Raw genomic sequence first — 19,927 nt, forward strand, 5'->3', positions numbered from 1 at the left:
GTCGCGCTGCGGCACGGCGGCGAAGCGCCGCCGGTGGCAAACCGCGCCGTTCGTGGTACATCGCTGCGCATGCCGACAATCCCCCGCCGCTGGCTGCCTGCCCTGCTGCTCGCCGCCTGCGCATGCGGGTGGGCGAGCGCGCAGGCGCCGGTATCGAACGCGCCCGCCGGGGCGGGACGTGCTCCCGCGGCGGCGCCGGAGTTCCGCTCGCTCGGGCAGAGCCGCACGTTCCAGAGCGAGGTCGTCACCGAAGTCCTGCGGGACCGGGTCGGCTTCCTGTGGGTCGGCACGCGCGAGGGTCTGTTCCTCCACGACGGCCAGCGCTTCCGCAAGTTCGAGCACGCCGTGCAGGACGACACGTCCCTGTCGAGCAACGGCGTGCGCTCGCTGTTCGAGGACGACCGCGGGCGCCTGTGGGTGGCGACGATCACGGGCGGGCTGAACCTGCTCGATCGCGCAAGCTGGCGCTTTCGCCACTGGCGCACCGACGCGCCCGCCGGCCGCGGGCCCAGTCACGACGGGGTGTTCGCGCTCGCGCAGGGCGACGGCGGTCGCCTGTGGGTCGGGACGCAAGCCGGCCTCGACCTCTTCGACCCGGCCACGGACCGCTTCCGGAAGGTGGCGCTCGGCAAAGGCGGCGAGTTCGTGATGGCGCTGCTGCGCGACCGTCGCGGACGGCTGTGGGTCGGCACGTTTGGCGGCGGCCTGTTCCGAAGCGATGACGGCTCGCGTTTCGTCCGCGTCGATCGCAGCGCCGATGGCGCGCCGGTGCCGACCGACGTGTTCACGCTCGAGCAGGACGTGCGCGGCCAGGTGTGGGTCGGTACCCGAGGCGGCCTGTACCGGGTCGGCGCGGACGGGGCGACACTGCATGCGGCGGCGTTCGAACCGGTCGCGACGACGCAGACCTTGGTCAACGTCACCGAGATCGAGCCGACCGCGGACGGGGGCCTGTGGCTCGGCACGTTCGGAGTCGGGCTGTACCGCGTCGATGCCGCGCAGCGGCGCATCGAGTACGTGCCGCTCGGCGTCGAGGGCCCCGGCGGACAGCACGTCGACCAGGGTGCGCTGGCGCTGGACGCACACGGCGGTCTGTTCGTCGGCACGTTCGGCGCCGGGCTGCTGAAGGCCCGGGATGCAGCGCTGTCGATCCGCCGCTGGCGCGAGGAGGGCGAGTCCGGCAGCGGGCTCGCGTCCGAAGACGTCTACGCGGTGCAGCCGGACGGGCAGGGCCGCCTGTACGCGGGCTCGTTCGGCGGCGGCGTCGACGTCATCACGCTCGCCGACGGTGGCGTGCAGCCGCTGTCGCTTCCCGTCGAGCCTTCGCTGGCCGGCCAGATCAACGGCGTGCTCGACCTGCTGCGGGATCCAGACGGCACGCTGTGGGCGGCGTCGTCGCGCGGCGTGTACCGCTACCGTCCGGACGACCGCGCGTTCCGCCACTACGTCCACCCGGACGCCGCCACCGCGTACACCTACGCGCTGCTGCGCGACCGCGCGGGTCGGCTGTGGGCCGGCACCGGCGGCGGCGGGCTGCTGCTGCACCGGCCAGCGCAGGACGACTTCGTCCAGTTCAAGCCCCGCGCCGACGACCCGACGTCGCTGTCGAGCGACTTCGTCACCGCGATGCTGGCCGACCGGCGCGGCCGGCTGTGGGTCGGCACGCGCTCGGGCGGCGTCAACGTGTGCACGCTGCGCGTCGAGCAGCTGCGATGCGAGCGCATCGGTGCGGGCGGCAGGCTCGGGCTGAGCCATTACCACGTGACCTCGCTGCGCGAGACGGCGCAGGGCGATGTGCTCGTCGGCACGGCCGGCGGCGGCCTCAACCGCCTGCGGCTGGACGCTGCGGGCCGCGTCGCGGCGGTCGATCGCTGGTCGCGCGGCGATGGGCTGATGGACGACAACGTGATGGCGATGGCCTACGCGCCGGATGGCGCGCTGTGGCTGGCCACGCGCGGCGGCTTCACCCGGCTGGACGCCGGCCTGCGCACCATCGAGAACTACGGGCCGGTCGACGGACTGCCTACGACGGTGTTCAACCCGAAGGCGGTGGCGTCGATCGATGGCCGTTTGTACTGGGGCACGCAGCAGGGTGTCCTGGCGATCGATCCGGCGGTGCGGCCGCCGCGCCGCGTCGCGCCGGCGACGGTGATCGCGTCCGTCAATGGCCTGCCGCCGGCGCTGCAGCCGCGCGTGCCCGCGTGGGAAATGCGCTCGCTGGAGTTGCCGAGCGGGCAGCCGTTCTCGCTCGAGTTCGCGGTGCTCGGCTTCGACGGCGGCGACCCCGAGTACCAGTACCGGCTGGCCGATTCGGAGCCGTGGACGGGGCTGGACGAGCGCGGCCAGCTGACGCTGCACGCGCTCGCGCCCGGCGATTACGCCCTGCAGGTGCGCGGCCGGCGCGCCGGCAGCGCGTGGACCGGCGCCGCGCCGGTGGCGCTGTCGATCGTGCCGCCGTGGTGGCAGCGCACGGCGGTGCAGCTGGGTGCGGTGGCGCTGGTGCTGGCGGCGGTGGTGGCCGGGTTCGCCCTGCGCGTGCGGCGGCTACGCCGGCGGAACCGGGAGCTGCGCGCGATCCAGGCCCAGCGCGAGCAGGCGCTGGCCGCCGCGCGCGACAGCGGCGCGCGCCTCGAGGAGGCCTACGCCACTCTCCGCGGGCTGACCATGCGCCTGGAGGCGGCCAAGGAGGAGGAGCGCAAGCACCTGGTGCGCGAGCTGCACGACGAGTTCGGCCAGGCGCTGACTGCAGCCAAGATCAACCTGCGGCTGGCGCTGGTGGCGCCGGGCGAGCCGGGCGCCACCGAGCGGCTGGTCGAGACGGTCGCGATGGTCGACCGCCTCATCGCGCAGGTGCGCACGCTGTCGTTCGACCTGCGCCCGCCGCTGCTCGACGAGATGGGGCTGGTGCCTGCGCTGCAGGGCTACCTCGACGGGGTCGCGCACCGCAGCGGCGTGCCGATCGACGTGTCGCTGCCGGCCGCGCTGCCGCCGCTGGGCACCGACCGCGAGATCATGGTGTTCCGCATTGTGCAGGAGGCGGTGACCAACGCGCTGCGGCATGCCGGTGCGGACCGGCTGTCGGTGGCGCTCGCAGTGGAGGACGGGGGCTTGCGCGTCGGCGTCCGCGACGACGGCCGCGGCTTCGACCCGCAGGCGCCGGTCGAGGCCGGCCACGGCTTCGGCCTGTTCGGCATGCGCGAGCGAGTGCGCGAACTCGGCGGCCGGTTCGATCTCGACGCCGCGCCCGGCGCCGGCACGCGCGTGGGCGCGTTCATTCCGCTCGATCCGGAGGTGGACCATGCGCGTCGTGCTGGCTGACGATCACCAACTCGTTCGCGCCGGACTGCGCGCGCTGCTGCAGTCGTTCGGCGACGTGCAGGTGCTGGCCGAGTGCGGCGACGGCGCCGAAGCGCTGGCGCTGGTCGATCGCTGGCAGCCGGACGTGCTGCTGCTCGACGTGACGATGCCGGGACTCAACGGGCTCGAGGTGGCGCGGCGCGTCCCCAAGGCCAGCCCGAACACGCGGGTGCTGATCCTGTCGATGCACACGGGCGCCGAGTACGTCGCCCAGGCCCTGCGCGCCGGCGTCGCCGGCTACCTGATCAAGGATTCGGCCGTCGACGAGCTGCGCGTGGCGCTCGATTCGATCCGCGCCGGCCGCCCGTACCTGAGCCCGGCGATCTCGCAGACGGTGCTCAGCGGCTTCCTGCGCACCGGCGACACGCCGGCCGAGCGCGCGCAGCTCGACGTGCTGACGCCGCGCCAGCGCGAGATCCTGCAGCTGGTGGCCGAAGGCCACGGCACCCGCGAAATCGCCGCGCGGCTCGGGCTCAGCGTCAAGACGGTCGAGAGCCACCGCAGCCAGCTGATGGACCGGCTCGGGATCCACGACGTGCCCGGCCTGGTGCGCTTCGCGATCCGCGTCGGACTGGTCTCGGCTGACCGCCCCTGAGCGTGGTCGCGGCCGGCGCGTGAGCGCCGTCACGGACCGCGGTCCGACTCAGGGAATCCCCTAGTCCTCCCTCGGGTGGCACCCGATTCAAGCCGCGCGGACGCGCCGTTAGCGTGCACCTGTCGCTACAGGGGGCGGCAATCCACCACCACCTCGAGGGGAGTCACCAGATGAAGCCGTTGTCCGTCGTCGGACGGGTGTCGCGCAGCGCGTTGTTGGCGCTGGCGGTCCTTTTCCTGGCCGTGCCGTCCGCGCACGCCACCAAGCTCAAGCAGCAGAACCTCACCCAGTTGATCCGCGACGCCGACAGCATCATCGGCGGCGTGGTCAAGGACGTGCACGACGGCGTCGACGACAAGGGGGTGCCGTACACCCAGGTCACGATCAGCGTCGGCACCTCGGCCAAGGGCCGGATTGCGGCGGAGAAGGACTACACGTTCCGCCAGTTCGGCCTGCTGCAGCCGCGCACCCTGCCGAACGGACACAAGCTGCTGGCGATGACGCCGGAGGCGTTCCCCCGTTGGCGCGAGGGCGAGTACGTCGTCGCCTTCCTGTTCCGTCCGGCCGCGCGCACCGGCCTGCAGACCACCGTCGGACTGGCCCAGGGCAAGTTGTCGATGGTCAACCGCACGCTGGTCAACGACTTCGGCAACAGCGGCCTGTTCGAGGGCGTGAAGATCGACGACGCCCTGCTGACCGGCGAAGAGAAGGCGATGCTGAAGTCGTCCGGTCCGGTCGACCTGGACACCTTCCTCGGCCTGGTCAACCGCGCCGTCGACAACCAGTGGGTCGAGAAGGGAGGGATGAAGTGATGAAGACCGCAATCAAGACGTCCCGCCTCAGCGTGATGCTGGCCCTGGCGCTGGCTTCCACCGCCGGGCAGGCCGGCGGCCCGCTGTACGTCACCGACGAGACCGGCACGCTGCAGCCGCTGAAGTGGGACACCAGCAAGGGCCCGATTCCCGTCTACACCGACGGTGGCGGCGCCTTCACCTACGACTTCGACGAAGTCACGCCGTTCATCACCATCGACCGCGCGAACGAGCTCACCGCGTTCGCGTTCAACGAGTGGAGCAGCGTGCCGACCTCGACGTTCCGCGCGGAGATCGCCGGCACGATCGCGTCGAAGACCGGCATCGCCGACGTCACCGGCGCGAACGCCAGCGACGTCTACGGCGTGCAGAACGGCTACGGCTTCTGGGTGCTGTACGACACCGACGGCAGCATCATGGAGGACTACTTCGGCGTGCCGCGCAACGCGGTGCTCGGCATCGCGTTCCCCGAGTTTTCCGACGGCAACGGCACGATCGTCGAGGCGACCGCGGTTATGAACGGCTGGGCGGTGCGCGCCAGCGACCCGACCGGCGAAAAGTACGCCGGTGTGTTCACCCACGAGTTCGGCCACGCGTTGAACCTGTCGCACTCGCAGGTCAACGGGCCGATGGTCTACTCCAGCTACACCTACTCGCCGCAGTACCCCGGCGTGAATGGATGCGTGGCGCCAGTGCACCGCTTCGACTATCCGGCCGGCTACGGTGCCAATCCGGCGAACCCACAGACGCTGGAAACGATGTTCCCGTTCATCAACCCGGACGGCGCGGCCGCCCAGGCGCAGTCGACGATCGACCACGCCGACGACCGTGCGGCCGTGTCAAACCTGTACCCGACCGCCGAGTACGCCAGTACCCGCGGCTCGATCACCGGCGTGCTGCGGCTGAAGGACGGCCGCACCGAGTACAGCGGCATCAACGTCATCGCCCGCAACGTCGACAACCCGATGGGCGACGCGGTGTCGGACATGACCGGCAGCCAGACCCAGGGCCAGATCGGGCCGGACGGCCGCTTCACGATCAACAACCTGACCCCAGGCCAGCGCTACGTGGTGCACATCGAGCAGATCACCTCCGGCGGCTACCCGACCCGCCCGCAGGCGCTGGTGTCGCAGCCGGAGTACTGGAATGCCGCCGAAAGCCGCGACCCCGCGGTCGACGCGAAGTGCGACGCCACGCCGATCCTGGCCGAGGCGGGCGTGGTCAAGCAGGCCGACATCACATTCAACGGGTATCTCGACGGCGTGCAGTTCACGCCGATCGTCTCGGCCAACCTCGTGCAACTCTCAAAGAGCGGGCGCAGGGCGTCGGGCATGGCCGGCACCGTTCCGTTCTTCTGGGACGAGAGCAAGGGCTTCGAGCTGCTGCCCGAGGGGTATTCCGTCAGCCACGGCGCGATGGACCGCAACGGCGGCGTCACGCTCGTTTCGGGCGATCCGGACGGCAACGGCATCCAGGAGCCGGTGATCTTCGGCAACAACCAGGCGATCGCGCTGGGCGACCTCAACGGCAACACCTGCGGCGGCAGTTCGGCCAGTGGCGTGGCCGCGGCCAGCGGCTGGGGACTGAGCGCGTCGGGCGACAAGGCCGTGGGCATCGGCTATGTCGACCGCGACGGCGACGGCCGCTGCCAGAAGTCGTTCATCAACGAGATCGTTCCGGTAGTGTGGGACGCGAAGGGTGGCATGCGCGAGCTGCACACGCAGTTCGACGTGATGCCGCAGTGGGCGCGCGCCAGCGGCATCTCCGGCAACGGCCGGGTGATCGTCGGCAGTGCGGGCCTGCAGCAGGCCCTGGCGTGGGTCGACGAGGGCAAGATGATCAACCTCGGCCAGCTGGTCGGCGCCCGCGACCTGTACGCGACCAACTTCGACGGCACGCGCACGCCGATGTACAGCCCCATCCGCAAGGCCACGGTGCTGTGGAACGCGACCAAGGGCACCGGCCCGGAGGCGTTCACCAACATCGGTGGACTGCGCTACTGCCGCGACGTGCCGCTGGTGCAGTTCGGCCAGGACCAGTGCGCGAAATTCGGCGAGCAGTACCTGTTCAACCAGCTCGGCTACGTCCCGATGAGCATCTCGTCGACCACCGACAAGGGCGACGTGCTGCTCGGTCGCGCCGGCAGCTTCCTGAGCGGGTTCGCCGGCGGCATGTGGATCGAGGGGATGGGCTGGATCACCACGCGCGAGTTCCTGCGCAGGCAGGGCGTGGTCGAGGCCGAGGCGGTTCCGTTCGAGAACCCGATCGCGATCAGCGCCTCCGGCAGCGAAATCGTCGGCGGCGTCCCCGGCGTGCAGTTCTCGTGGCTGATCAAGGCCGACCAGGTCTACGTCTGCCAGGCCGGCAAGTCAGTGCTGACGGGATTCCCGGGCGGCCTGCGCGACAAGATCGCCGCGGGCGCCACCTTCGGCCGCTGCGAGTTCCAGTAAGCCCATAGCCGGGGGCCGCCCCGTCGCTGCGGCCCCGCGGCTCCCGGTTCAGGACTTCGTGTCCCCCCCAAAGGCGGTGCTTCGGCACCGCCTCTTTTTTTTGCGGGCTCAGCGGCGCAAAAGCTGCATCGGGGTCGACGGGATCCCGAAGGCGGTGCATTCGGCGCCCGTCGGGATGAAGCCCATCCGCGCGTAGGCCGGCACGCCGACGCGCGAGGCGTTCAAGGTCAAGGCGCCGTCAGGCTGGTCGGCGATCCCGGCCACGACCGCCTCCAGCAGCGCGCGGGCCACGCCGCGACGCTGCACGTGATCGGCAACGAACAGGTGGTAGAGGTGCGCCGGAAGGCGCACGCACGCGACCCCGACGAGGGCGGCGGGCCCCGGCCCGGCCTCGACCTCGGCGACCCAGGTGCGGTGCCCCGATGCGAGGCGCTCGCGGGTGGGGCCGGGCTGCATCGCCGCGATCAGCCGCGCGCTGCCTTCGGCGCTGCAGTCGCCGACGATGTGGCGCTCGGCCAGTGCGGTGGTGAGTGCGCTGATGGCCTCCACGTCGGCCAGCGTCGCCGGACGCACGCGGATGCCGGTCGGCGCCGCGGCCGCTTGGCGGTCGTCGATGCCTGGTGGCTCAGTCGCCATACGCGACGTCGACGATCACGTACCGCTGCGGCCCGCCGGGCAGCTGCGCCTCGAATTCGTCGTCGGGCCGCTTCTTCAGCATCGCGCGCGCCAGCGGCGAGTCGATGCTGATGTGGCCCAGCTTCGCGTCGGTTTCGTCGGGGCCGACGATGCGGTAGCGCTGGCTGTCGCCGCTGACGACGTGCTCGACCTCGACGGTCGCGCCGAAGAACACCGCCTGCGGGTCGCTCGGCGCGGTGTCGACGACGCGCAGCGCCGGCACGCGCTTGCTGAGGTAGCGCACGCGGCGGTCGATCTCGCCGAGCTGCTTCTTGCGGTACGTGTACTCGGCGTTTTCCGAGCGGTCGCCTTCGGCGGCCGCGGCGGCCAGCGCCTTGACGACCTCCGGCCGCTTCACGCGCCACAGCTCGTCGAGCTCGGCCTTGAGCCGGTCGTGGCCGGCGCGGGTGATCAGCGCGGTGCTTTTTTCCGGAGGCGGTCGCCAGCGGCCCATCGTCGTCGATGCCGGGGGAAGGGAGCGGGGCGCCAGCATACGGCGCGGTGACGGTGTGCGCCGTCCCGTTCGCGCCACCCGGCCGCGCACGCGCGGCGCTAGAGACGACGCGGGCGACCCATCGCCGCCCGCGTCACGTGCGCGTGCCGAGTCCGATCAGGGCGTCGCGGCGCCGTCGCGCAGCAGGCTGTGCGGGTGCGTGTCCGGCAGCGGCTGGCCCTGCAGGTCGAGCGCCTTGAGCTCGCCGTTCGAGGCGATCGCGAACAGCCGGTCCTGCTCGGACTTCGAGTTCGGGTCCAGCCGCACGGTCTTGTCGCCGGCCTCGGTCGTCCACGTGCCGTCGGTCGAAAACGCGCCCGGCTTGCCCTGGTAGACGGTGTCGAGCGTGTAGGTGCCGTCCGCGTTCAACACCAGGGTCGTGTCGATGCCCGGGCAGTCCGCGCACGGCAGCGTGCCCTTGAACGTGCCGGCGAAGCCCTTCTGGTCGAACGGCAGGCTGGCCGGCATCGCGTCTGCGGCGGCAGGAGCCGGATCGACGGCGGCAGCGGCCGCGGGCTCCGTCGCCGGGGTCGATGCAGCCGGCTCCGCCGGCGCCTGCGGTTTGCAGGCGGCCAGCGCGACGGCGACGGAGAGGGCGAGGGCAAGGCGGGTGAGTGGGCGGTTCATGCGGGGTCCTCGGGTGCGGTGGGGCGGGGGATCAGGGCGGCGGCTGCGCGGCGGCGTCCGGGGCGGGCACGGAAGCGAGCTCGGCGACCTGCATCGACACCTGCTTGGCGCCGCCGTCGAGCCACTGGCGGCCGACTTCATGGAAGCCGAAGCGATCGTGGAAGCGTCGTGAGGGCTCGTTCGGCGGAATGACGTTGTACTCGCACGCGATCTGCGCGGCCCCGCGCTCTCGCGCGAACGCGAACAGGTCGACGTACAGCCGCGAGGCCAGGCCGAGCCCGCGGTGCTCCGCACCGACGACGATCCGGTCGACGTAGACGAAGCCGGGCGCGCGCGCGGCGAACCAGCCGAAATTGTCGTTGACGTACGCGCTGTCGTCGGCCATCGCGAGCAGGAACGCCGCGACCGCGCCGTCGACCGTCGCGACCCGGTGGTAAACCGACAGCGCGTCGAGCGCGTGCAGGCGCGCGGTGTCCATCGCGCTCGTGTGGGCCACGTCGGCCGCATTGAGCGCGACGATCGCGTCGAAATCCGCCGCGACCGCGTCGCGCAGCGCGATGGCCGGTGCCGGCTGCACGGGCGCGGGGCTCAGCGGCGCCCGCCGAACAGGCCGCCGAGCACGCCGCGCAGGATCTGCCGGCCGATCTGGCTGCCGACGGTGCGCGCGGTCTGCTTGGCCATGGTCTCGACCATGCCCTGCCGGCGCTTGGTGCCGAACACCGCGTCCTTGACGGCCTGGCCGAAGCCGCCTTCTTCCGCGTCGTCCTGCTCGCGCGTGCGCGCCGGCGGCGCCTTGGCCTGGACGGCGGTCGCTTCGGCCTTCTTCGCCAGCATCTCGGCCGCGGACTCGCGGTCGACGCGGGTGTCGTACTTCGCCCCGACCGGACTGCCGGTGCGCACCTGCGCGCGTTCGGCCTCCGTGATTGCGCCCATCCGGCAGCGCGGCGGCGCGATCAGGGTGCGCTCGACCGGCATCGGGATGCCTTTGTCCTGCAGCGTCGATACCAGCGCCTCGCCGGTGCCGAGCTGGGCGATGACCTCGGCCACGTCGAGCTTCGGGTTGGCGACGAAGGTCTGCGCCGCGGTCTTGACCGCCTTCTGGTCTCGCGGGGTGTAGGCGCGCAGCGCATGCTGCACGCGGTTGCCGAGCTGGCCGAGGATGTCGTCGGGCACGTCGTCGGGGAACTGCGAGCAGAAGTACACGCCGACGCCCTTGGAGCGGATGATCCGCACGACCTGTTCGACCCGCTGCTGCAGCGCCGGCGGCGCGTCCTCGAACAGCAGGTGCGCCTCGTCGAACACGAACACCAGCTTCGGCTTGTCGAGGTCGCCGACTTCCGGCAGCTGCTCGAACAGCTCCGACAGCAGCCACAGCAGGAAGCTCGAGTACAGGCGCGGCTTCAGGATCAGCCGGTCGGCGGCGAGGATGTTGACCACGCCGCGGCCGTTGGTCGTCGTGCGCATCAGGTCGGCGAGCTCGAGCGCCGGCTCGCCGAAGAACATCTCGCCGCCTTCGGCCTCCAGCCGCAGCAGCGCGCGCTGGATCGCGCCGATCGACGGCGTGCTGACCAGGCCGTAGCTGGTCGAGATGTCCTTGCGCTCGTCGGCGACGACGCCGAGCAGCGCGCGCAGGTCCTCGAGGTCGAGCATCAGCAGGCCGCGGTCGTCAGCGAGCTTGAAGACGATGTCGAGCACGCCGGACTGGGTGTCGTTCAGTTCGAGGATGCGCGACAGAAGCGTGGGGCCCATCTCGCTGACGGTCGTGCGGATCGGATGGCCGAGCGTGCCGAACAGGTCCCAGAACACCACCGGACTGGCTTCGTTCGCGTAACCCTCGACGCCGATCTCCGCGATCCGCGCCTGCAGTTTGTCGTTCATCGCGCCGGGCACGGCCAGGCCGGCGACGTCGCCCTTCACATCGGCGAGCAACACCGGAACGCCGATCCGCGAAAAGCCTTCCGCCAGCGTCATCAGGGTGACGGTCTTGCCCGTGCCGGTGGCGCCGGCGACCAGCCCGTGCCGGTTGCCGTAGCGGGGCTGCAGCCAGACCGGGCCGCCGTCGGCGGTGGTGACCGACTTGCCGACGAGGATCGCTGAACCGGGCGACGAGGCAACCATGGGCATCTCCTGAACGGGTCCGGCGATTCTATGCCAGCACCCTCGACGTGCCGGTGCGATGCACCGCACGCGTCGCGGCGGTTGCCGCTGTCGCAAGTGCGGGGCTACCCTGCAGGTCGACTTGCACCACTTGATGTCCATGCCCTCCTTGCTTTCTTGTTCCGCCGCGCGCGCCGTTGTCGTCATCGTGATGCTGTGCGCGTTCTCGTCTCCCGCCGTTGCGCAGTCCAAGCGCGACAAGGCCGCCGCCGACGTCCTCTACCAGCGCATGCAGGCCGCCGAAGCGAAGTACCGTGCCGCGCTGGTCGGCATCGCCAACGCCGACCCGGGCGCGCAGGCGGCCAGCGACGCGGCGCTCGAGGACATGGAGGACGTGATGGCGGCCTGCATGAAGCAGCGCGGCTGCCAGGCGCCGACGCTGCTGGCCACGTTCAAGCGCTTGCTGAAGGACGGCGCCGAAGGGCCGGCAGGCGAGGGCGACGACGATGTCGGCGAGGGCGGCGAGTACGGGCCGGCCGGCGCAGTGGCCGGAACGGTGGCGGTCGATGTGCCCGAGGCCGCGCGCGCGGCGCACCTGCTAGGCGAAGGCCACGGCTTCGACCGCATGGTCCAGTTCAATCCCGCGGTGCAGGCCGGCATCCGCCGCTGGCTGACCGACATGCGCCCGTCGCTGATGGATTCGTACGAGAACTACGAGTACATGCGCCACCTGATGTGGCCGCAGTTCGAGAAGGCCGGCCTGCCCGAGGCGCTGCTGTTCGGAATCATGGCCAAGGAGTCCAACGGCCGCGTCCATTCGACCTCGCGCGCCGGCGCGGCCGGGCCGATGCAGTTCATGTATGCGACCGGATTGCGCTTCGGCCTCGGCCCGGACGGCACCGGTTTCGACACGCGCTATGACCCGCGCGCGTCGGCGATGGCCAGCGCGGCCTACCTCAACGAGCGCATGGGACAGCTCAATCGCAACATCGAGCTGGCGCTGGCGGCCTACAACGGCGGCGAGGGCCGCGCGCTGCGGGTCTACCGCGGCGCCAACGGTGCGCCGTTCTGGGACGAGTCGGTCTACAACCAGTTCCCCGCCGAGACCCGCGACTACGTGCCGATGGTGATCGCGGCAGCGTGGCTGTACCTGCACCCGCGCGAGTACGGCCTGAAGTTCCCGAAGGTCGATGCGCGCCCGGCGACGTTGCGGCTGGCGCAGCCGACTTCGATCTACCAGCTGGCGATCTGCCTGGGCACCGGCGACACCCGCGACGGCTACATGCGCACGCTGCGCAACCTCAACCCGCGCTACCAGCCCGACGGGTACCTCGCCGCGGGCACGTCGCTGGCCGCGACGACCCGCATCGTCGGCCTGTACAACCGCTGGTGCACGCAGGGGCGCCGCGCGGAGCTGGCGCGCACGCTGGTCAACAGCAACGTCGCTAGCGCGATCGTGCGCACCGGCCGGGTCGAACTGGTCCAGCCCGAAGCGGCGGACGCCACCGCGGCCGTGACGCCGGCGCCGGCGGCCGTCCCGGCCAAGCCGCGCAGCTACCGCGTTCAGCGCGGCGAGACGTTGACGTCGATCGCGCGCAAGTTCGAATGCGACACCGGCGATCTTGCGGACGCGAACGGCATCAAGGCCCCGCGCTTCGCGATCCGTCCCGGTCAGCAGCTCGCGCTGGCCGGCTGCCGGCAGTAGCGCCGCCTGCGGCGGGCGACAGCCGCCGCATTCGCGTGGGCTGTCGCACCGGGTGCACGGTGACGCCGCGCATCCGGCGTGCACGACGCACGCGCCGCCGCGCGGCGCGCGACTAGCTCAGCGTCGCCAGCCGCTCGCCCAGCCGCACCGGCGACTCGGGGGTCAGCGACGGAGCCAGGGCCGCGACGCCCGCGGGCAGCAGCACGATCACGGTCGACCCGTAATTGAAGCGCGCCATCTCGGCGAAGCGCTCCAGCGTGACGTGCTCGCCGCGGTAGTCCTTGACCGTGACCGCATCGCCGTAGCGCGGGATCTCGACGCCGCTCCAGACCGTTTCCACGCCCGACACCAGCAGGGCGCCGACCATCACCATCGCCATCGGGCCGAAATCGGTGTCGAAGTGGCAGACCAGGCGCTCGTTTCGCGCGAACAGCCGCGGCACGGTGCGCACGGCGTCCGGGCCGACGCTGAACAGTCGCCCGGGCACGTGCACCGTTTCGCGCAGCTTTCCGGCCCACGGCATGTGCACCCGGTGGTAGTCCTTCGGCGACAGGTACACCGTCGCGAACAGCCCGCCGCGGAACGCGTCGGCGGCGTCGTCGTCGCCGAGCAGCTCGGCGACGGTGAACGACTGGCCCTTGGCCTGGAAGATCCGGCCGCCGCCGTCGGCGTCGGTCGTGATCGGCCCGCACTGGCTGATCCGGCCGTCGGCCGGCATCAGCAGCGCACGCGGGTCGTCGTCGGGCACGCGCGCGCCGGGGCGCAGTTCGCGAGTGAAGAACGCATTGAACGATTCGTACGCGCCCGGATCGGGCTGCGCCGCCTCGGACAGGTCCACGCCGAACTTCGCCGTGACGGTGTCGATCAGCCACCGCTTGACCGCCGGCTGGCGCGAGTAGGCGAGGGTGCGCGCCAGCGACGACAGCGCGCGGTGCGGCAGCACGTAGGTCAGGCGGGTCAGCAGGCTCATGGCGCGCTCGCCCGGGTCAGCGCGGCCAGGTCGGCGCTGATCGCGGCCGGATCGAGCGGCGGCTGAACGACGCCGGCCATTCGGCCCTGCGGGTCGAGCACCGCGAGCGTGGCGCTGTGGTCCATCGTGTACTGCTCCGGCGGCGCGCCGTCGGGCGCCGGCACCTTGGCGAACACCAGGCTCAGCGAGCGCGTGAACCGCTCCAGCGCCGGCACGTCGGCGGTCGCGGCCAGCGTGTCGCGGTGGAAGGCGTGGGCGTACTCGCCGATGCGGTCGGGCGAGTCGCGCTCCGGGTCCACCGAGACGAACAGCACGCGCGGGCGGGTCGACTCGGGCAGCGCCTCCCACTGCTTCTGCGCCCTGGCCAGTTCGGCCAGCGTGGTCGGACAGACGTCCGGGCAGTAGGTGAAACCGAGGAACACCAGGGTCCAGTGGCCCTTGAGTTCGCCCGGCACCAGCGGCGTGCCGTCGGACTGGCGCAGCGAGTAGGCCGGCAGCGTGCGCGCGGGCTCGAACAGCCGCACGGCCGTCGTCGCCGGCCACGCCGTCGCCGGCGGCGCCGCGCCGAAGTAGCGCTGCGAGGCCCACAGGCCGAGGCCGGCGGCGAGGGCGGCGACGAGGACGAGGAGGGTGGTGCGAGTGAACATGGTCGGTCCGGCGTGGGAGCGCGGCCATGATAGCGGCGACCGGCCCCGCCCACCGTGCACCGCTATAATCGCCGGCCGCCCACGCCCCGCGCCGTCATGACCCCCGCCAACGCTTCGCCTGTGTTCGAACAGGTCTCGATCATCGACCTGATCCGCTACGGTGGCAGCCGCTTCGCCGCGGCCGGGCTGACCTTCGGGCACAGCTACGACAATGCGCTCGACGAGGCGACCCAGCTGGTCCTGCACGCGCTGCACCTGCCGCACGACCTCAGCCCGGTCTACGGCGCCTCGCGCGTCACCGGCGAGGAGCTGGCGGCGGTGCTGGCGCTGTTCGAGCGTCGCATCAGCGAGCGCATCCCCGCTGCCTACCTGACCGGCGAAGCGTGGTTCGCCGGCCTGAGCTTCAAGAGCGACCCGCGCGCGCTGGTGCCGCGCTCGCCGATCGCCGAGCTGATCGAATCGGGCTTCGAGCCGTGGCTCGGCGGCCGCGAGGTCGAGCGCGTGCTCGACCTGTGCACCGGCTCGGGCTGCATCGCCATCGCCACGGCGCACCACCACCCGAACTGGGACGTCACCGGCGCCGACATCAACGACGACGCGCTGGCGCTGGCCGCCGAGAACAAGGCCCGCCTGCACGCCGACAACGTCACCCTGCGCAAGTCGGACCTGTTCGACCAGCTCGACGGCGAGGTCTACGACCTGATCGTCACCAACCCGCCGTACGTCACCCACGCCGAGACCGACGCGCTGCCGCCCGAGTACGCGCATGAGCCCGAGCTGGGCCTGCGCGCCGGCGACGACGGCCTCGACCTGGCGCTGCGCATCCTGCGCGACGCGCCGGCGCACCTGAGCGAGCACGGCCTGCTGGTGTGCGAAGTCGGCGAGGCCGAGCGCGCGCTGGTCGAGCTGCTGCCCGAGCTGCCGCTGGCGTGGGTCGAGTTCAAGGTCGGGCAGATGGGGATCTTCGTCGCCGAGCGCGCGGACCTCGTCGAGCACCACGACCGCATCAGACAGCTCGCCGACACGCGCGGCTGATCCCGGACCCGGCGCCGTCGCGTCGGTTCCAGCGGCAACGATTGCGCCGCAAGCCCGCCGTCTCGGGTAGATTCGCCCGCACACGCGTCATCCACGCTCACGTCCCCCACGCTCCTGTCCATGTCCTGCGCCCGATGGCGCCGAGGCCCGCGGTGTCCAGCAACACGTTCGGCAAGCTGTTCTCGGTCACGACCTTCGGCGAGAGCCACGGGCCGGCGATCGGCTGCGTGATCGACGGCTGCCCGCCGGGCATCGCGATCGCGCCGGAGGACTTCCGCGCCGACCTCGACCGCCGCGCGACCGGGCGCACCCGCCACACGTCGCAGCGCCACGAGGCCGACGAGGTCGAGATCCTCAGCGGCGTGTACGAGGGCGTCACCACCGGCACGCCGATCGCGCTGCTGGTCCGCAACGTCGACGCGCGCAGCAAGGACTACGCGAACATCGCCGCGCAGTTCCGCCCTGGCCACGCCGATTACACCTACTGGCAGAAGTACGGCATCCGCGACCCGCGCGGCGGCGGGCGCTCGTCCGCGCGCGAGACGACGATGCGCGTGGCCGCCGGCGTCATCGCCAAGAGGTGGCTGGCCGACCGGTACGGCGTGCGGGTGCAGGGTTTCCTCGCGCAGATCGGCACGGTGGTCCCCGACGCGATCGACCTGTCGGTGGTCGAGGGCAATCCGTTCTTCTGGCCGCACGCGGCGCAGGTGCCGGCGCTGGAGCAGTACATGGACGCGCTGCGCAAGTCCGGCGACTCGGTTGGCGCGCGGGTGGACGTCGTTGCGACCGGCCTGCCGCCGGGCTGGGGCGAGCCGATCTACGGCAAGCTCGACGGCGAACTCGCCGCGGCGCTGATGAGCATCAACGCGGTGAAAGGCGTCGAGGTCGGCGACGGCTTCGCGGTCGTCGCCCAGCACGGCAGCGAGCACCGCGACCACATGGGCCCGGACGGTTTCGCGTCTAACCACGCCGGCGGCATCCTCGGCGGCATCAGCACCGGCCAGCCGCTGCGCGTGTCGACCGCGTTCAAGCCGACGTCGAGCCTGCGCCTGCCGGTCGACAGCCTCGACGTCGACGGCAACGTGGTCGAGGTGGTCACCACCGGTCGCCACGATCCCTGCGTCGGCGTGCGCGCCACCCCGATCTGCGAGGCGATGGTGGCGCTGGTGCTGATGGACCAGGCGCTGCGCCACCGCGCGCAGTGCGGCGACGTCGGCGAGGTGTCGCCGCGTATTCCCGGCAGCGTCGACGCGGCCGCCAAACCGGGCAAACGCTAGCGGCCAGCCGCGCGCGCCGGGCCTGCCCGCGCCGACGTTGCAGCTGCGCCGCACCAGCGTCCCGATGCCCCCATCCAACCGGCGGGCCGCCGTGCCGCACAATTGCAGGCCGCCGCCCGCCCCGCAGCCCCAGGACATTCCATGAGCAAGACCGTGAACGTAGCCGTCGTCGGCGCCACCGGCGCCGTCGGCGAAACGATGCTGAAGATCCTCGCCGAACGGCAGTTCCCGATCGGCACCCTGACCGTGCTGGCCAGCGAGCGCTCGGCGGGCGGCAAGGTCGAGTACGGCGCCCGCCAGCTGGTGGTGCAGGACCTCGCCACGTTCGACCCGAACGGCATCGACATCGCGCTGTTCTCCGCCGGCGGCAGCGTGTCGAAGGAGTACGCGCCGAAGTTCGCCGCCGCCGGCGCAGTGGTGATCGACAACTCGTCGGTGTTCCGCGGCGACGCCGACGTGCCGCTGGTCGTGGCCGAGGTCAACCCGGAGGCCGCGCGCCACCGCCCGCGCGGGATCATCGCCAACCCGAACTGCTCGACGATGCAGCTGATGGTCGCGCTGGCGCCGATCCACCGCGCCGTCGGCATCGAGCGCATCAACATCGCCACCTACCAGTCGGTGTCCGGCACCGGCCGGCGCGCGCTCGAAGAGCTCGGCCGCCAGACCGCCGCGCTGCTGAACTTCCAGGACCCCAGGCCCGAGGTCTACCCGGTGCAGATCGCGTTCAACGTGATCCCGCACGGCGGCGATTTCCTCGACAACGGATACACCAGCGAGGAGATGAAGCTGGTGTGGGAGACCCGCAAGATCCTCGGCGACGACAGCATCCAGGTGAACGCGACGGTCGTGCGCGTGCCGGTGTTCTACGGCCACTCCGAGGCCGTGCACATCGAGACCCGCCGGAAGATCACCGCGGCCGACGCGCGCGCGCTGCTGGAGGCCGCGCCGGGCGTCGAAGTGGTCGACGAACGCGCCGCCGGCGGCTATCCGACGCCGGTGACGCACGCGTCGGGCAACGACCCGACCTACGTCGGCCGCATCCGCGAGGACATCTCCCACCCGCGCGGCCTCGACCTGTGGGTGGTGTCGGACAACATCCGTAAGGGCGCCGCGCTGAACGCCGTGCAGCTGGCCGAACTGGTGCTGGGCGAACGCTGAACCGCGACCGCGTTGCATTGCCCCTCCGGGCGGCGGCGGCTAGAGTCGCCGCTTGGGGAAGGCAGGGAAGTTCGATTCTGTGAAGCACGGCTCCGTGAAGCATTTCGCGACAAGCGCGCTCGCGGTGGCGCTGGCCCTGGCCAGCGGCACGGCGGCCGCGCTGGGCTTGGGCCAGATCGAGGTCAAGTCGAAGGCCGGCCAGCCGCTGGTGGCCGAAATCCCGATCATCTCCAGCGATCCGGCCGAGCTCGAAGCGCTGCAGGTCGGGCCGGCGTCGCCGGAAACCTTTGCGCGCATCGGCCTGACGCCACCGCAGGGCATGGTCGCGGACCTGCAGTTCATGGTCGCGCTCGACAGCGCCGGCAACCCCGTCATCCGAGTCACCAGCCAGCAGCCGGTGACACAGCCGCTGCTGACGTTCCTCGTCGAGGTCGATTCGATCCAGGGCCGGCTGGTGCGCGAGTACTCGGCGCTGATCGACACCCCGCAGACCGTGGCCGCGCCGCTGCAGCCGCCGGTCGCCGCCCCGGTGGTGTCGGCGCCGAACGTGATCGAGCGGCCGGCGGTTGCCGCCGAACCCCTGGCCGACGTCGCCGAAGACGCGCCGGACGAGACGGCCGCGCCGAGCGAGGAAGCACCGGCGGCCGATCCGGTCGCTGCGGCCGAGGCCCCCGCACCCGAGCCCGTCGCCGCCGTGCCCGAGCCGTCGTTCTCGCCGTCGCCGGCGACCGACGCGCTCAACGTCGAGCGCGGCGACACGCTGTCGGGCCTGGCCGGGCAGCTCGACATGCCGGGCATGAGCCTGGACCAGGCCATGATCGCGCTGCTGCGGGCCAACCCGGACGCCTTCATCGGCGGCAACATCAACCAGCTCAAGCAGGGCGCGGTGCTGCGCGTTCCGCCAGCCGGAGAGCTGGCGGCGGTCGACGCCGGCGAGGCCAGCGCGCTGGTGCGCGCACAGGTGCGCCAGTGGCGGCAGGCGCGTGCGCCGGCGCCGCAGCCGGTCGCATCGGGCGACGGCGTGGTCGAACGCGACCCATCGCCTGCCGCCGCCGCAGCGGCACCGCGCGCGGCCAGCGCGCGGCTGGAAATCGTCCCGCCCGGCGCCAGCCAGGCGAATCGCGCGGGCAATCAGTCCGGCATGAGTGCCGGCGGTGAGGGTGAGATGCTGCGACAGGAAATGCAGGTGACCAAGGAAACGCTGGCCGCTCGCGACGCCGAGGTGCAGGAACTCAAGACCCGCATCGCCGAGCTCGAGAAGCTCCAGCAGGACCAGCAGCAGCTGCTGTCGATGAAGGACACCGAGCTGGCCGCCGCGCAGCAGCGACTGGCCGCATCCAACGCCGCCGCGCCGAGCCAGCCGGCGCCGGACGGCGCGGCGAGCGCGTCGCTGCTGCCGTGGATCCTCGGCGGATCCGGCGTGCTGCTGGTGGCGCTGCTCGGCGGCTGGCTGATGCGCCGGCGCGCCGCCGACGCGCCGCGCTTCCGTCCGCCGATGGAGCCGGTGTCGCCGCTCGCGGCGGCGTTCCCGCCGGCCGCGTCGCCGCGCGACGACCTGTTCGGCAACCCGCCGGAGGCCGACGTGGCCGACGCCGAAACCGACGCCACCCCAGCGCCTGCGCCGGCGAGCGTGATCGCTCCGCCACTGCACGCGAAGGCCGCCCCGTCGTTCGCGACGACGGCGCCCGTCAAGCCGGCCGCGCCGGTGGTCGATCCCGCCGACGGCCTGTGGGATCGCCGCGAGCGCGCGCAGCTGCACGGCGGCCGCACTGCCGAGGCGGTCCAGGACGACGCGAACGCGGTTGTCGTGCCGGCCTGGCATGCGGGCGCGGCGGCGTCGGCGCCGGTGGCCGGCGGCGGCGAGCAGCTCGAGCTGGCGCGCGCCTACCTCGATCTGGGCGACCGCGACGGTGCCCGCCAACTGCTCAGCGAAGTGCTGCTGCACGGCGATCTGGAAGCGCGCCAGCGCGCCTCGCGGATGCTGCGCGACCTGGAATAGCCGGTGGCGGCAGGTCCTGATCCCGGCGAC

Annotated in this window: 16 protein-coding genes; 9 read left to right on the top strand and 7 right to left on the bottom strand. The window is 72.0% G+C overall.

Annotated elements, in window-relative coordinates; genetic code table 11:
• Positions 1–69: 69 nt before the first annotated feature.
• The 4 genes from D3A60_RS06945 to D3A60_RS06960 all read left to right on the top strand — a co-directional run bounded on the left by D3A60_RS06945 (position 70) and on the right by D3A60_RS06960 (position 7,214).
• On the top strand, positions 70–3,318 hold the full coding sequence (locus tag D3A60_RS06945; RefSeq protein ID WP_119717987.1) for a sensor histidine kinase: 3,249 nt from the start codon (positions 70–72) through the stop codon (positions 3,316–3,318).
• Positions 3,299–3,952 (top strand): response regulator, encoded by a 654-nt coding sequence (locus tag D3A60_RS06950; RefSeq protein ID WP_119717988.1) that lies wholly within the window; start codon positions 3,299–3,301, stop codon positions 3,950–3,952. Before D3A60_RS06945 ends, D3A60_RS06950 begins: the two co-directional genes overlap by 20 nt.
• Before the next feature lie 170 nt (positions 3,953–4,122).
• Positions 4,123–4,764, top strand: coding sequence for a hypothetical protein (locus D3A60_RS06955; RefSeq protein WP_119717989.1), 642 nt, complete (start codon positions 4,123–4,125; stop codon positions 4,762–4,764).
• Positions 4,764–7,214 (top strand): matrixin family metalloprotease, encoded by a 2,451-nt coding sequence (locus tag D3A60_RS06960; RefSeq protein WP_196778682.1) that lies wholly within the window; start codon positions 4,764–4,766, stop codon positions 7,212–7,214. Before D3A60_RS06955 ends, D3A60_RS06960 begins: the two co-directional genes overlap by 1 nt.
• A 108-nt stretch (positions 7,215–7,322) precedes the next feature.
• Here the strand turns inward: D3A60_RS06960 and D3A60_RS06965 are convergent, their stop codons facing one another.
• From D3A60_RS06965 to D3A60_RS06985, 5 genes are all read right to left on the bottom strand, one after another.
• Positions 7,323–7,850 (bottom strand): GNAT family N-acetyltransferase, encoded by a 528-nt coding sequence (locus D3A60_RS06965; protein ID WP_119717990.1) that lies wholly within the window; start codon positions 7,848–7,850, stop codon positions 7,323–7,325.
• Complete coding sequence (gene greB, locus D3A60_RS06970; protein WP_119717991.1) at positions 7,840–8,343, bottom strand: transcription elongation factor GreB; 504 nt, start codon at positions 8,341–8,343, stop codon at positions 7,840–7,842. The genes D3A60_RS06965 and greB overlap by 11 nt, the downstream gene beginning before the upstream one ends.
• A gap of 156 nt (positions 8,344–8,499) precedes the next feature.
• Entirely contained in the window at positions 8,500–9,009 is a 510-nt protein-coding gene (locus D3A60_RS06975) for a copper resistance protein NlpE (RefSeq protein ID WP_119717992.1), read from the bottom strand.
• Positions 9,010–9,040: 31 nt separating this feature from the next.
• Positions 9,041–9,586 (bottom strand): GNAT family N-acetyltransferase, encoded by a 546-nt coding sequence (locus tag D3A60_RS06980; protein WP_231120430.1) that lies wholly within the window; start codon positions 9,584–9,586, stop codon positions 9,041–9,043.
• A gap of 11 nt (positions 9,587–9,597) precedes the next feature.
• Complete coding sequence (locus D3A60_RS06985) at positions 9,598–11,127, bottom strand: helicase HerA-like domain-containing protein (RefSeq protein ID WP_119717993.1); 1,530 nt, start codon at positions 11,125–11,127, stop codon at positions 9,598–9,600.
• Between the two features lie 139 nt (positions 11,128–11,266).
• On the opposite strand from D3A60_RS06985, the gene D3A60_RS06990 reads away from it, so the two are divergent.
• Complete coding sequence (locus D3A60_RS06990) at positions 11,267–12,811, top strand: transglycosylase SLT domain-containing protein (RefSeq protein ID WP_119717994.1); 1,545 nt, start codon at positions 11,267–11,269, stop codon at positions 12,809–12,811.
• Positions 12,812–12,923: 112 nt separating this feature from the next.
• On the opposite strand, the gene asd is transcribed toward D3A60_RS06990, so the two are convergent.
• Entirely contained in the window at positions 12,924–13,781 is an 858-nt protein-coding gene (gene asd, locus D3A60_RS06995) for an archaetidylserine decarboxylase (RefSeq protein WP_119717995.1), read from the bottom strand.
• Positions 13,778–14,428, bottom strand: coding sequence for an SCO family protein (locus tag D3A60_RS07000; protein WP_119717996.1), 651 nt, complete (start codon positions 14,426–14,428; stop codon positions 13,778–13,780). Before D3A60_RS07000 ends, asd begins: the two co-directional genes overlap by 4 nt.
• Before the next feature lie 96 nt (positions 14,429–14,524).
• Between D3A60_RS07000 and prmB the strand changes: the two genes are divergently transcribed.
• The 4 genes from prmB (at position 14,525) to D3A60_RS07020 (ending at position 19,897) form a co-directional block, all read left to right on the top strand.
• Complete coding sequence (gene prmB, locus D3A60_RS07005; protein WP_119717997.1) at positions 14,525–15,463, top strand: 50S ribosomal protein L3 N(5)-glutamine methyltransferase; 939 nt, start codon at positions 14,525–14,527, stop codon at positions 15,461–15,463.
• Between the two features lie 152 nt (positions 15,464–15,615).
• A complete protein-coding gene (gene aroC / locus D3A60_RS07010) occupies positions 15,616–16,740 on the top strand; it encodes a chorismate synthase (protein ID WP_119717998.1) in 1,125 nt (374 codons plus the stop codon).
• A gap of 141 nt (positions 16,741–16,881) precedes the next feature.
• Positions 16,882–17,898 carry an aspartate-semialdehyde dehydrogenase gene (locus D3A60_RS07015; RefSeq protein ID WP_119717999.1) on the top strand — a complete coding sequence of 339 codons (1,017 nt, stop codon included), beginning with the start codon at positions 16,882–16,884 and terminating at the stop codon, positions 17,896–17,898.
• 94 nt (positions 17,899–17,992) lie between these two features.
• Complete coding sequence (locus D3A60_RS07020) at positions 17,993–19,897, top strand: motility hub landmark protein FimV (RefSeq protein WP_231120431.1); 1,905 nt, start codon at positions 17,993–17,995, stop codon at positions 19,895–19,897.
• Positions 19,898–19,927: the final 30 nt, after the last annotated feature.

The sequence above is a fragment of the Cognatilysobacter tabacisoli genome (assembly GCF_003586305.1).
Classification (GTDB): domain Bacteria; phylum Pseudomonadota; class Gammaproteobacteria; order Xanthomonadales; family Xanthomonadaceae; genus Cognatilysobacter_A; species Cognatilysobacter_A tabacisoli.